Raw genomic sequence first — 15,093 nt, 5'->3', positions numbered from 1 at the left:
CTGATTTCCTATTCCCTTACCGATGGAAATGGATGCGAAGCTACAACCACTGTCGTATTTTCCGTTTATGCCCTGCCACAACCAGCAATACGAAATACCGATTTGGATTTTTGTGAAAACGAGCAAGCAGTCTTGGTAGATTTCTCACCGACCGGTGGAACACTCTCAGGTACGGGCATCGTTGGTGATTACTTTAATCCGGCTGTTGCCGGTGCGGGAACGCATCAGATTTCCTATTCCCTTATCGATGGAAATGGATGCGAAGCTACAACCACAACCGACTTTATCGTTTATGCCCTGCCACAACCAGCAATACTAAATACTGACCTCAATTTCTGCGAAGATGAACAAGCAATTTTAGTGGATGTCTCACCTACCGGTGGGATACTTTCAGGTTCCGGCATCACTGGTGATTATTTTTATCCGACAATTGCAGGGGAAGGAACGCATACAATCTCCTACTCCCTAAAAAATGGAAATAATTGTGAGACAAGCATTGAACAAGAATTTATCGTTTACAAAAAACTAGATATCAACTTAGGTCCCGACCAGACCATCACCTCGAATGATACACTTCATCTGGTTCCTCAAACGAATAGCTCCTCAATTGTCTGGTATAATAACACATATGAAAACGAATTAACCTTAATTGCAAAAGACTTAGGGATTGGAACCTTCTCCATCTGGGCAACGACAACCGAAAATCAATATTGCCAAACCACGGATACAATGTTACTTACCATCGATCTCTCTATTTATACGGCCACTACCCCATCTTTGAGTAATATCTTAGTTTATCCAAATCCGTTCAATGATAGCTTTTATATAATGGTCAATGAGGATGAAACACTTGAAAACATCTGTCTTTACGGAGAGAACGGGACTATTTATCTCAATACTAAACCTTCATCATTCCCTTACATTAATGTTTCCTATCTGAGAGCCGGAATATATCTACTGTATATTTCAACAGATAAAAATCAGTCCGTCTTCAAGCTAATAAAAAATTAATCACAAGAAGCAACGCTAGCAGACTGGATATCATTTCTTTCATTTTCAAACTAATTTCATGCGGGTTTCATTATTCATTCAATTCTTGTCGATCAGCGTTCGATTCATCAGGTAAGTTTCTTTTCTCTCCCGGATTCATAATATGAAGGTACAGTACAGGAATTGTCAACAAAGCCATAACCATACTCCAAACAACACCAAAAGCAATAACACTTGCTAAAGGAGCCCACAGCGATGAGCCCGATAAAATCATTGGAACAACACCGAAGGCAGCAGCCATGGCAGTTAAAAAAATAGGCCGTAATCTCCGTTCTGCAGCTTCAATTGCAGCAGTTCGAAGATCGAAGCCCAAATCCATCAATTCATTCGTATGTTCAATCAGGATTATCGCGTTTCGCACCACAATTCCCGACAAACTGATTATTCCAAGAAAAGCTGTAAAGCCGAATGTACTATGCGTAATTGCCAGGCCGGATATCGCTCCGAAAAGGCTCAGCGGAATCGTTAGCATAACCATTGCAACTTCCTTGATATTTCGAAACTGAAACAAAAGCACCAGGAATATCAAGGCCAAACTAATTCCCAACACCGTAATCATCCCACCCATTACTTCAGTTTTATTCTCGTGTTCTCCACCATATTCAATCCGGAATCCTGCAGGTAAATTAACGGTTGCAATTTCGGGCTGAATCGACTCCAGCAGATCAGACGGAAGGACGTTTCCAATGGTTTCACACCCGACAGTCAAACAGCGCACTCCATTCCGATGATTTATTCTTCCGGGTTGCCACTGAGGTACAATATCAGCAATTTGTCGCAGGGGAACACTTTCCCCGGTAACCGGCGATTCCAAATAAATATTCAACAGTGATTCCATATTTTGTCGTTTATCGGGAACCATTCGAAGAACAATATTAACGACATTGTCGCCTTCATAAATCCGGGAAACAGCCGATCCACTCGTACATAAATACATGAGCTTTGCCACGCTCTCAGTCGTAAATCCCAGGCGCGAAGCCTGACTGTTCAGGTTTATATTGACTCCAAAATAATCTTCCCTAAAATCATCGTGAACAAAATTGCTTCCTGTGGCGTCCCGGATAATATTTTTCACCTGGTTACCAATAACTTTTAATGTTTGAAGATTATCACCAAAGATCCGAACCTCAACCGGCGACACCAGCGGTTGACCTTGCTGCATTAATTTAACCTGGACGGTTCCCTCCGGTACTAAATCTTCAACTTCACCTGACAGTTCCTCGGCTAATTCCTCGGTTGTTTTATCCGTTGTCGTATTAATCAGCATTTGAGCGTAATAGCTAACCGGAAATTCGGGGGAAAAATTGTAATAAACACGAGGGGCACTCATCCCTGAAAATGTCGCATATGAAACAACACGTCTATCATTTTTGATTCTGTTTTCGATTTTCAGAATAGACTCCAACGTTTTTTCAACTTTCGTTCCGGTAGGCATCCATAATTCCACCACAAACTGATTGCGTTCGGCGGCAGGAAAAAATTGCTGACCTACAAACTTTTCAAAGATGAATCCGGCCAAAACAATCGTAAGTAAACTTCCCCCAACAGTGAGAAAAGCATGCCTGGAACATTTTGTAATTAAGCGACTGTAAGCTACCTGCATAAAGTCTAATAAGGAACGGTTCTTTTTAAGATGCTTATTGCCGGAATTTCCGTTCAACCCATTTTTAATAAATGTGTAGCATAGCATCGGTGTCAGCAACATCGCAACAACAAAAGATGAAGCAAGGGCTACACTTACCGTTATCGGAAGATCGTGAATAAACTCACCGATTGCCCCCGATAGAATTACCATAGGCAAAAAAGCAGCAATAATCGTTACGGTAGAGGTTAATATAGGAATTACCAGATCGTGTGCACTTCGCCAGGCTGCAGTCCACCGATTTTCTCCCTGATCCAACAATTCCACATAGTTGTCAGCTACGATAATAGCATCATCTACAACCATACCAAGAACAACAATAAGCGCTGCCAGCGACACCTGATGCAACTCAACACCGATTAAATTCAAAACAGCAAATGTTACCGCAACAGTTATGGGTATCGCTGTTGCCGAAACAGCTGCAATTCGGAATGGGAGAAGCAAAATAACGATGATGATAACTGCTATAATAGCGATAAGGAACTCACGCAAAAAGTGCCCTACATTTTCACGAACCAGGGACGGCTGATTAAAAACCAAACTAATTTCAACATCCGAAGGTACCAGATCTTTTACCCGATCAATGGCTGCATTTACCAGATCTCCATATTCAACAATATTATTCCCTTCGTTCATCTGAACAGCCACAATCATCGCCCGCTTGCCGTTGACCCTTAAATCGTTCTTTAGTTCTTCGTATTCCCGTTTAATTGTAGCAATGTCACTCAACCGAACAACTGCTCCTGTTTCGGAAATTCCTATAATTTGATTGGACAACTCAGCTTCTGTTTTAAAATAGCCATGGGTATGAATGGCTACGTTGCTCTCATCCGTTTTAATCTCCCCTCCCGAACTAATTGTATTTTGCGCTTTCAAAACCTCAACAACCTGCCGTAAACTCACTTGATAAAGCGCCAATTTATCAGGATTAAAATAGACTGATATCTGCTCTTTCTGCTCACCGATGCGTCTGATTTTTGAGGTAGCGGCAATTGTCCTCAGCTGATCTTCCAACAAAGTTACATATCCCTTTAGCTGCGCATAAGTTGCATTATCCGACTCCATACTGATCAGCAATGCTTCAGTATCGCCAAAATCGGAATTGACAATTGGACCGATAACACCATCCGGCAATTCCAATACACGGGCTACAATTAACTGATGCCTTAGCTTACTCCAAAAGATTTCGGGCTCTTTTACACCATCATTGAGCCAAACACTAATAACAAGTTCTCCATCACTGGTTGTGGAATAAGTCTTTTCTTTGCAAACTTCGGGAAACTGAAATAAGTATTCCTCCAGGCGCGTCGTTAGCTGCTCTTCAACCTGAATAGCTGTCGCACCGGGATAATAAGCAACAACCAGCCCTAATGGCGAAGCAATCATAGGATCCTCGCGCCGAGGCATGGTTAACAGCGAATAAATGCCGACCACAAAAACCATCAACAGGACAGAGATGGTTACCTGCCTATATTTCAATGAGGCTTTTACAAAATTCATTCTTCGCGAGTTAAAGAGATGGAGGAACCATTGTTTAGCTTCGATAGACCAGTCATTATCACCAGATCACCAGGCGACAAACCACTAGTTATTTCAATCCGGTTATCCACAATTTGTCCTATTGAAACCAAACATTTAAAAGCTTTCATCTTAACGGTATCTGCTACAAAAACATAGGAAGAATTATCCAAATCACGTAAAATACAATTTGCAGGAACCGTTATACGGATCGTTGCCTCACCGGTCTCCATTTTTAATTCTGCTGTCATCCCCGGGCGGATAATCTGCCGGGGATTCTCCAATTCTATTTTTACAGGAAAAGTTCGGGTTTCGGGATCAGCCAATGTTCCTATCTCCACAATCGGGCCTGTAAAAGTTGAATCGATCGAAGCAACATAAACATCCGTCATACTTCCCATTTCGATATATCGAAGTTCCATCTGCGGAACCGCAGCAACTACTTTTACGGTGTTAATATCGGCTACTGCAAAAACAGGAATCCCCTGATCGATAATCTCGCCAACCTCGACTCCCTTTTTAATCAATATTCCGTCGATCGGTGAACGTAATTTTGTATCCCGCAGATTCTTGGCACGCAAGCGCTGTTGTGCTTTCACCGCTCTTAAAGACATGGTAATCTTTACCATTTCACTTTCCGTCAAGCTATTCCGTTTGTACAGTTCCCACAAACGATTATAGTCATCCTGAGTTTGATCAACCTCGGCATCAGACATTACTTTAGCAATCTGGTAACTCTCCGGATCCAGCGCAGCCAAAACTTGTCCCGCTCTAATACGGTCACCTTCTTCAGCAGCAATATAATTTACTTTTCCGGGAACCATAAAGCCCAAACGAACAGTTGTGTTCCCCTCTATATTTCCGCTAAAAGCAAAATCCTGACGTGCCCCAGTTGACGAAACCAGATAAACATCCACCACCTGCGACTTTTCTTCCCCGGCAGCATCTTCCTTCCCATTCTCACATTTCGGTATCCCTACCATGAGCATTCCCAGTAGTGCGCAGATCATTTTTAACTTCATATTTCTTTCTTTATTACGGTTGAAAAAATCACGATGCATCCACCAGATAGCCGTAAATCATTATACAACTAAATCATTTATTCGTTACACAAAAGCCCGAAGAGCGTGTAATCATTTTTCAGAAAGCTCATCGAAAAACCGAAAAGGAAGACCACTTCCCACCTCGGATATGGGAAAGAAAACGGAAGTTATTCAACTTAAAAAAAAAATTAACTGAGAGAAGAAATTGCCTGGATTTACTTAAGTGCAACATCCCATAATTTAGCCATACGCGACTTGCCCTTGGGACCGTCAACCCACAATACAACCAAGTATTTACCAGCTTCAGCATACTCATGTATCGGGCTCTGTTCTTCGGAGGTTTGCCCATCACCAAAATCCCAATGCCATGATGTTATTTCACCGTACGATTGATCGGTGAAAGCCACCCGTCGATGATCGGGATCAATGACTTTAAACGTCCAGTCGGCCTCAACAGGTTTATGAAAGCGATCATCCAATGGCATCAACCGAAAAGGCAATGCATAAGAAGCATTACCATACATCGTATGTTCTTTACTCAGGTTCCAAAAACCATTATTCGAGTCCTTATCAACATCATCATAATCTATAACTGCCCAACATAACCCAACCAATTTATTTTCAGTCAGAATGGACTCCACAGCCCGTGAAGGATCATTTCCGGCATAATCGAAAGGCGTTATCCAAAACTCGAGTGTCAGCTTTCCCGATCCTCCCGGTTCAAAGTCGTAATGGTAAGCGGCATTGGCATAAGGCAGTTCTTTAATCCAAGGCTGGCTGCCCCACACCAAGGTCCAGTCTTTGCCCTCTGCCGGCGTAAATATGTGATAGTTTTGAGCCTGTACGCCATGAAAGGAGAAGTAGCGATCCATCTCCGACATCTCCTGGTTCGGATGAAAACGATCGATAAACGGTCCACCCGACTGGTCTCCGTCAACGATTAACTCAAAGGTATCGTTGTGCAAACCGGGCTTCGAAAAGTCCCAGTAATCATCATAAGCTTCGTACAAAAAATAAAGACGATTCAATCCCTTCACCCACCCCACTGTAACCTGAAAGTTGAGATTTTCAGGATCAGCCTTCACATGTTTATGACTGTCATCCCACACCTCGTTCATCCCCACAACGAAACTATCAGGTACAATTTCCCAATCAGTTGCATCGCCGTTAATCACCGGAATTTGATCAGCGGGAAACTGGAAAATCTTAAATTGACGGTTATCCTGAGCTTGTGAGAACCGTGCCAGAACTAAACAAATTGACAGGAGGATAAAAGTAAAGGTTATTGGATGTTTCATTGCAGTAAGGTTTTGGTGAGTGTAGTAAACTGCGGATGAAGATACGCATTCTGAAAAAGAAAAGCCGGTTGAAGATGTCTTGCACACTACAATTTATAAGTTTCAAAACATATAATTTTTGCATTAACCAACAAGAGAGAATAAGCCGGCCTTGGAAACAAAAGACAAAACAATCTGATTATATGATACTTACATTCACTTTGACGAATACAGGCTATAAAAATATGTTTAGTCTGTATTTTTTGCAACAATTAGTGCACAAACAAATGGAGTATACAAACGTTTTAATGATAAATTTTTTGACACCTTTGCAACTGACATTAGAGAAGTTGAAGAAGTATTAATCAAAAGTGTTGACATGTACCTTGAGAAATCTGACGTATTGGAATCAACTGAAAACAACGCACTAACCGAAATCCTAAATGATTATTACGTAGCCTACCTTAGTCGACAACTAAGTTTATTAGGCAGAAGAGAAGTCCATAACGGACGTGCTCATTTTGGTATTTTCGGAGATGGAAAAGAGTTAACACAAATAGCCTATGCTAAGTTCTTCCGTAAGGGAGATTGGCGTTCCGGCTATTACCGGGATCAAACCTTCATGCTGTGCCTGGGATTACTTCAACCGGAAGAATTCTTCGCCATGATATATGGTGATACCGATTTAAACTTCAACCCTTCAACCGGAGGGAGGAATTTCAATAATCACTTTAGTACCCGAAATGTTGACGAAAACGGGGTAATCAAAGATTTGATGACCCAATATAATTCGGCATCCGACATTTCGCCAACAGCCGGACAAATTCCGCGTTTAATGGGATTGGCTCAAGCGTCGAAAATCGTTCGGGAACATCCGGAGCTCAAAGAAAAGCTGAATAACAATGTTGATGGTAATGAGGTTGCTTTTGGATCGATTGGCGATGCCAGTACCTCGGAGGGAATGTTCTTCGAGACCATCAATGCGGCCGGAGTCATGCAGGTACCTTTAGCTATTGCTGTTTATGACGATGGTTACGGAATCAGTGTTCCCAAGAGATTACAAACGACTAAAGAAAGTATCTCTGAAGTACTGAAAGGTTTTCAGAAAGAAAAAGATACAAACGGAATCGATATTTATACCTGCAAGGGCTGGGACTACGAAAACCTGGTTCAGACCTTTGAAAAAGGAATAGCCCAATGTCGCGAAACGCAGGTTCCTGCCCTTTTCCATGTTCAGGAAATTACTCAGCCATTGGGGCACTCAACATCGGGCTCTCACGAACGCTATAAAAGCAAAGACCGACTGGCCTGGGAGAAAAAATTTGATTGCATCAGCCAATTTAAAAAGTGGATTCTGGAAACAGGTAAGGCCAACGATGCTCAACTAAAAGATATTGAAAACCGAGCTACAAAGCGAGCTCGTCAAGCACGTGATACCGCTTGGAAACACTATAATGGAAGCTATGAGGCTGAAACCAATAGCCTGGCAGAAATCGTTCAACAGATTGCGTCACACAATATCAAATCAATTGATCATTCAGCCGATTTTGAAACCGTAAAAAACAGACTATTCCCTACGCGCCGCGCCTTGTTTAGTTTTGCTAAAAGACTTAAATATGAGCTTCACGGGGTGGCAGGGCTTGAGGTTGAAAAAGCAAGCCTGAACAAGTGGTTGCAGCAATTTGAAGGTCGTACCAATGTGATGTATAACGCCCAGTTGCACCGCGAAGGACAGGACTCGACCTTGAAGGTTGAATCAGTTCCGGTACAAATTGAGCAGGATGCTCCCATGGTGAATGGTTGTGAGATCATCAGCCGGAACTTCCATAAATTGTTTGCGAAATACCCGAACCTGGTAACTTTTGGCGAAGATACCGGTTTTATGGGCGATGTAAACCAAGGTATGAAAGATATGCAGGAAGAGTTTGGCGAGCATCGTGTTTCGGATACCGGAATTCGAGAAACGACGATCATCGGTCAGGGAGTTGGGTTGGCACTGCGGGGCTTCCGCCCTATTGCCGAGATCCAGTACCTCGACTACCTCATGTATGGATTACCAACATTGAGCGACGATTTGGCGAGTATGCAATATCGCACCATGGGCAAACAATCTGCGCCAATGATCATCCGTACCCGGGGCCACCAGCTGCAAGGTATCTGGCATGCCGGTTCGCCTATGCAATTAATTTTGGGAGCAATGCGGGGCATCTTCCTTTGCGTCCCCCGGAACATGACGCAAGCAGCAGGAATGTACAATACCTTGCTGGAAGGTAACGACCCGGCTCTTGTTATTGAACCGCTGAAAGGGTATAATGTAAAAGAACAACTTCCATCGAACCTGGGCGAATATAAAGTGCCCATGGGCGTACCTGAAATATTACACGAAGGAACTGATGTTACCCTGGTTACTTACGCATGGAATGCACATCACGCAGAAAAAGCAGCTCAATTACTGCTGGAATTGAAGAATATTTCGGTCGAAGTAATTGACGTACAAACCTTGATGCCCTTCGATGTCAACCATATGATAGTGGAGTCCATTAAGAAAACCAATAAGGTGATTTTTGTGGACGAGGATGTTCCTGGTGGTGCTTCAGCCTACATGATGCAAAAAGTTCTGGAAGAACAAAAAGCTTTCAACTATTTGGATACAGCTCCGGTAACTTTACCAGCTGCAGAACACCGTCCGGCCTATGGTATTGATGGGGAATACTTCACCAAACCAACGGTAGAACGAATCTACGAAGCCATCTACAACATGATGCGCGAAACGAATATCAAAAAATATCCGCCATTGGATTAAGAAAATAAATAATCAAAAATACAGTAAGGTTGAACAGTAATGTTCAACCTTTTTTGTTGCCTGGGAATTGGATCCCTAAGTCATTTATAATTCAGTCAGGATTTTAGAGACAACTTTCTTCATCGCTCTTATTATTTCAATTTTCTGATTAAACAATACAATCCCGAAGATCATAAAACATCACCCTGCCAAAACAAATACCGGTTCTAAAGACGCTTAATCCATGAAACTGGAAAACAATTCCAGCAAAAAAATCAGATCGAATTCATTATCGATCTGATTTTCTCCCAACAACTTGAATTGGTCAAATCTAGTTGATCTCTTTGAGCACAAAAACAGCACTATCATATTGGCTGCCGATTTGAAGTTCCACTCCGACATTCATCAAATAATCAGCTTTAAATATTTGACCATCTCCCCAGAAACGGGACCGACCATTCGAATTGATTTCCTCGATCCGATAAGTCTTCGTCGGATCCAAACCATTCAACTTAACGGTAGGGAAAACACCACGCAAATGAGGCCTCAGGCTGAAAACAAACAATACTGCTGAGCTTTTCTCTTTTGAGACATAGATCTGAGAAGCCCATCCCCCCTCATCGTAGGGTGATTTTAGCCGATACAAATCTCCGTTCGTTATTAGCGGCCTGACATACCGCTTATAGTTTTTGATAGCATCCATGGCAAACTCCCGATCTTTCCCTTGAATATCCTTGGGCTGAAGCTCCATTCCCAAACGACCGGTCATTGCTACATCGAACCGAAACTTCAACGGGGTTACCCGCTGCGTTTGATGGTTCGGACTCGTCGATACATGCGATGCTGTTCCAACCGGTGGATAAATCAAGTTCGTGCCATACTGAATAAAAATCCGAGATAAAGGATCGGTATTATCCGAAGTCCAAAACTCATTGTGAAATTTTAAGGCTCCATAATCCAGACGACCTCCCCCTGAGGCGCAATCCTGAATTACAAAATCGGGATATTTTGCACGAATTCTTTTATAGACCTTGTACAGCCCTTCGGTGTACAAAACCCAGAAATGAGTCTGCTCAGCTTCAGGCAAAAAGGTTGAACCAGCCTGTTCCACGTGACGGTTCGCATCCCATTTGATATATTCAATACCCGGGTGGGTTGTCAGCAGGCTATCAAACACATTATAGACAAAATCCTGCACCTTCGGATTCGACAAATCCAGTAACAACTGATTTCGCCAGGTTATTTTTTCGCGTCCGGGACTTTGAACAATCCATTCCGGATGCTTCTCTGCCAGCTCACTTTCAGGGTTCACCATTTCCGGTTCCATCCACAGGCCAAACTTCAAGCCCTTTGAATGCGCATAATCAATTAAATAGTCCAATCCGCGAGGCAATTTCTTTTGATTCGTTTGCCAGTCGCCCAATCCGGCATGATCGCTGTTCCGAGGATATTTGTTCCCAAACCAGCCATCATCCAGCACAAAGGTTTCAATGCCCATCTCAGCGGCATCATCCATCATGCCTGTTAAGGTATTCTCGTTAAATGTGAAATAGGCTCCTTCCCAACTGTTCAGCACAATGTCGTGTAGCTTATTTCCGCCAACCATCCCATACTTCCGGCCCCAGTCATGCAAATTTCGGGAAACCTGACCTCTCCCCTGATTACTGAAGGTATAAATCATTTCGGGAGTTGTGAAACGCTCACCAGCCTTCAATGTCCAGGACGATAAAAAGGGATTGATCCCGGTCGTTATATTCAAGCTTTTCCACTCGTCAACCTGGAAAGCCAGGCGATAATTGCCCGACCAGGCTAAAGCTCCGCCATAACAGTCCCCGGCATTCTCCATGGCCGGATTGTTGACACTTAAAATGAAAGAAGGATTTTCGGTTTGTGTGGTACGCACTCCCTTTTTGCATTCGATCACTTTTATTCCATTCTCCAGCTTCTCTTCTGTAACATTCATCTCTCCGGCCCAGGCTCCGTAAAAATGCGTTAAATAATAACTCTCGGCTTTTATGGGTAAAAACGAAGAGGCAAAACGGGTAAGCTGCACCGATCCGTTTTCACTATTTGTAATTACAACCCACTGGGTAATCACATCCTCTTGCTCAAAAGCTTTTAGGTGAAGCTCGACTGTCAAATTATAAACCCGATCTTTTAAGTGAATTACTGTTTCTAATACCCCCGATTTCAGGCTCTTTGTTTCTACCCCTTCAAAAGCCAGTTCTGTATTTAAACTTCCGTCGGAATGAATGACCGATAAGGCTGGCTCGTTAATATTACCCAAACCAAAAGTCGGATAGGCTTCATAAGAAAAATCACGATTGGTATCCGGTTTTGGATAGGCTTGCTGCTCTAGGAAATTATCGGGCGCATCGACAGCTTTTCCATAATACTGAAAGACCAGCCGGTTGCTCTGATCAACCGCATAAACCAACGAAGTTGATTTCGTTTTGACCTCTATGACTTTTGTATTTTGAGCTACTGCGACTGTGGACAAAAACAGTGTAAATGCAAGACTATAAAAAATACATTTCAGATAGGTTTTCATTAGTATAGGTTTAGTTGATACTTCTATCGATAAGACGCAGAAACGGTATGCTTTCCCTAAATTAAATTGTAAAATACCACTTATCAAACACAAAACTGGTATTGATGCCCAAATCCAGGGTTTTGGGCACACCAACACAATCAGCCTATCGTATTTTCTGGCAGGCCTTGACTACGATAAAGGGAAACAAGCCAGCCCAACCGGGAACCAGCGGGCTGAACCCGAATCTTTATTTCTTGATTTCTCGGGCAATAATTCCGGCCATTACTTTGGCTGCCTGTTCATCAGGATGGATACTATCCGGGAAGTCGGCCCCTTGATCCTGCATCCCGTGATAAAGGTCAATTACAGGTAAATGATTCGCTTTCGCAAGCTTTTCAACGATAGGAACCACTCCATTAATAACGGTGGAATCGTTGATTCCCCATTTGGTTTTAAACACGGGAACCGGAAGACACAAATAAATTTGAGGATTCTCCGGAATCGTTTTAAACGTATCAATTAAAGACTGATAATCTTTTTCGAACCGATCCGCTTGCCAGTTTTCCGGTTTGGTATCATTGGTTCCTAACTTGATAATGATGATATCGGGGTTATACACAAAAACGTTCGAGAACTCCTTGCAAATCCAATAGGGAAAATTTCCTTCCTTTTGCAAAGTGGTCGCACTTCTACCGGAATTTAGCACGCGGTATCCGGGACCAAGAATACTGTCGAGTACCACAGGATAGCCCGTCTTACTTTGAACAGCCAAGCCATATCCTTCGGTGATGCTGTCGCCTACACAGGCTACTCGGGTAATTTTTTGTGTACATGAACTCATGATTCCCAGAAAAAGAAAAATCCAGGTATATGTGCTCATTCTATAAACAAACTGCTTCATAATAAATCTGTTTTTAGTGTCTGTATTATCATTCCGCCCAGGATGCCGGAACCTTATTTCTGCCGGAAGTACATGGCTGCCCCAATAGCATAGATGCAGCCATAAACAGAAAAAACTGCATCAAGCAGTTTTTTCTATGTTATAATATTGTTCCGCCCAATTAACGCATTGCTTTATAAGCGTTAATCAAGCCATTTGTTGAACCATCGTGGGCAGTTACTTTTTCGTCACCACCTAACTCCGGCAAAATTTGATTCGCTAATTGTTTACCCAATTCAACGCCCCATTGGTCGAAGCTGAAGATATTCCAAATGATTCCCTGAACAAAAATTTTGTGTTCATACATCGCGATTAATGCGCCCAATGTAAAGGGAGTCAATTGTTTGAATAAAATTGAATTGGTTGGAATATTTCCCTCAAAAACCTTAAATGGAAGCAATACAGCAATCTCATCAGCCGATTTACCTGCAGCCTTCAATTCGGCTTCAACCTGGTCAGGTGTTTTTCCAACCATCAAGGCTTCTGTTTGTGCAAAGAAGTTAGCCAGCAACTTCGGATGGTGATCGCTCAGCGGATTGTGGCTAATGGCTGGCGCCATAAAATCGCAGGGAATAAGTTTGGTTCCCTGGTGAATCAATTGGTAAAAAGCATGCTGACCATTTGTTCCCGGTTCTCCCCAGATAATCGGGCCGGTTTGGTAATCAACTTTAGCACCATTTCTGTCCACATATTTCCCGTTACTTTCCATATTTCCTTGTTGAAAATAGGCTGAAAAACGGTGCATATACTGGTCGTATGGCAGAATAGCCTCGGTTTCGGCTCCGTAGAAATTATTATACCAAATACCGATTAGAGCTAAAGTTACCGGAAGGTTTTCTTCGAACTTTGCCGATTTAAAGTGATTATCCATGGCATGTGCTCCTTCGAGAAGAGCCACATAGTTGTCGAAACCAATAGCACAGGCAATTGACAAACCGATAGCTGACCACAAGGAATAACGACCACCAACCCAATCCCAGAAACGGAACATGTTTTTCGTGTCGATACCAAAAGCAGAAACTGCAGTAGCATTAGTTGATAAGGCCACAAAATGTTTCGCAACAGCGCTTTCATCTTTAGCAGCCTCCAGGAACCATGATTTAGCAGAGTTGGCATTGGTCATTGTTTCCTGTGTCGTAAAGGTCTTCGAAGCAACAATAAATAAGGTTGTCTCCGGATTTACAGCTTTCAAGGTTTCGGCAATGTGCGTACCATCAACATTCGAAACAAAATGCAGGCTGATATTTTCTTTTTTGTAAGGCTTTAACGCTTCAGTGACCATCAACGGGCCAAGATCTGAACCACCGATCCCGATGTTCACAATGTCGGTAATCGCTTTACCGCTGTAACCTTTCCATGCTCCCGAAATAATACTTTCGGAGAAAGCTTTCATTTGGTCAAGCACTTCGTTTACTTCAGGCATCACATCTTTGCCATCAACTAAAATCGGTGTGTTGCTGCGGTTACGCAAAGCAACGTGAAGTACCGAACGATTTTCAGTTTGATTAATCTTTTCTCCTGAAAATTCGCTATCGATAGCTGATTTTAAACCACACTCTTCAGCGAGTTGCACTAAAAGTGTCCGAACTTTATCGTCGACAATATTTTTTGAAAAATCGAGTAAAATATCTTCAAATTGCAGGGAATACTTTTCAAATCGTTTTTCGTCTTTTGCAAAAAGATCTTTGATTTGTGTACCATTAAACTCGGCAAAATAGGCTTCCAATGCTTCCCAGGCTTTTGTGGAAGTTGGATTAACAGTTGGCAACATAGTATTTAATTTTATTTATTAATTGGTTTGTTTAATTCAAATCGAAACCCGTTGTACAGGTATTCATGCAAACAAAGATATAATAGATTGTAAATTTAGGCCCATTCAAGGGCTTCTAAATCGAATTGTAAACGGCAGATTTAACCATCCGTCCTTTTGTGGACAATCAAATTTTGACTTCAAAGATCAGTCACCTTCATAGCCTGTCCCGAATTCGTTTCAGGAGGATTTAGGGGTCAGTAGCTTGGGGAGACTTATAAATTGATAGTTAAGAAAAACTCTTCAGCCTTTTTAGACAGCCTCAATAACATCTCCTCACTTTCATAATCCGTGTCCGGAGAACCCGGATGCGGTCCTATACTTCCTATAGTCCTTAACCGGAAAGGCCGGTTGCCACCTTATGCTTCCATAAACCATCAACAGCAAAACCGGTTTGCTGGATTATGCTTTCATAATCCGTGTCCGGAGAACCCGGATGTGGTCTTATCCTTCTATAGCCCTTAACCGGAAAGGCCGGGATGCCACCTTATGCTTCCA

At 42.5% G+C, this 15,093-nt stretch carries 8 protein-coding genes; 2 read left to right on the top strand and 6 right to left on the bottom strand.

What is annotated here, in order from left to right:
• Positions 1-1,011: T9SS type A sorting domain-containing protein (locus AC37HE_RS02230; RefSeq protein ID WP_500781144.1), on the top strand; the 1,011-nt coding region annotated here is incomplete at its 5' end.
• A gap of 70 nt (positions 1,012-1,081) precedes the next feature.
• On the opposite strand, the gene AC37HE_RS02225 is transcribed toward AC37HE_RS02230, so the two are convergent.
• The 3 genes from AC37HE_RS02225 to AC37HE_RS02215 all read right to left on the bottom strand — a co-directional run bounded on the left by AC37HE_RS02225 (position 1,082) and on the right by AC37HE_RS02215 (position 6,551).
• On the bottom strand, positions 1,082-4,192 hold the full coding sequence (locus AC37HE_RS02225) for an efflux RND transporter permease subunit (RefSeq protein ID WP_500781143.1): 3,111 nt from the start codon (positions 4,190-4,192) through the stop codon (positions 1,082-1,084).
• Positions 4,189-5,232 (bottom strand): efflux RND transporter periplasmic adaptor subunit, encoded by a 1,044-nt coding sequence (locus AC37HE_RS02220; protein ID WP_500781142.1) that lies wholly within the window; start codon positions 5,230-5,232, stop codon positions 4,189-4,191. The genes AC37HE_RS02225 and AC37HE_RS02220 overlap by 4 nt, the downstream gene beginning before the upstream one ends.
• A gap of 236 nt (positions 5,233-5,468) precedes the next feature.
• On the bottom strand, positions 5,469-6,551 hold the full coding sequence (locus AC37HE_RS02215) for a PKD domain-containing protein (RefSeq protein ID WP_500781141.1): 1,083 nt from the start codon (positions 6,549-6,551) through the stop codon (positions 5,469-5,471).
• Between the two features lie 358 nt (positions 6,552-6,909).
• Here AC37HE_RS02215 and AC37HE_RS02210 point away from each other — a divergent pair, with 358 nt between their 5' ends.
• Positions 6,910-9,333, top strand: a complete 2,424-nt coding sequence (locus AC37HE_RS02210; protein ID WP_500781140.1) for an alpha-ketoacid dehydrogenase subunit alpha/beta — start codon at positions 6,910-6,912, stop codon at positions 9,331-9,333.
• A 310-nt stretch (positions 9,334-9,643) separates the two neighbouring features.
• Here the strand turns inward: AC37HE_RS02210 and AC37HE_RS02205 are convergent, their stop codons facing one another.
• The 3 genes from AC37HE_RS02205 to pgi all read right to left on the bottom strand — a co-directional run bounded on the left by AC37HE_RS02205 (position 9,644) and on the right by pgi (position 14,556).
• Positions 9,644-11,863, bottom strand: a complete 2,220-nt coding sequence (locus AC37HE_RS02205) for an alpha-galactosidase (RefSeq protein ID WP_500781139.1) — start codon at positions 11,861-11,863, stop codon at positions 9,644-9,646.
• Between the two features lie 229 nt (positions 11,864-12,092).
• A complete protein-coding gene (locus AC37HE_RS02200) occupies positions 12,093-12,746 on the bottom strand; it encodes a DUF459 domain-containing protein (protein WP_500781138.1) in 654 nt (217 codons plus the stop codon).
• Between the two features lie 160 nt (positions 12,747-12,906).
• The gene (pgi, locus tag AC37HE_RS02195; protein ID WP_500781137.1) at positions 12,907-14,556 is read right to left on the bottom strand and encodes a glucose-6-phosphate isomerase; all 1,650 of its coding nucleotides are present in this window, start codon (positions 14,554-14,556) and stop codon (positions 12,907-12,909) included.
• Positions 14,557-15,093 lie beyond the last annotated feature (537 nt).

Source organism: Mangrovibacterium sp., from assembly GCF_059905295.1.
The sequence above is the reverse complement of the archived record's forward strand: the minus strand, read 5'-3'. Positions and strand labels throughout refer to the sequence as shown.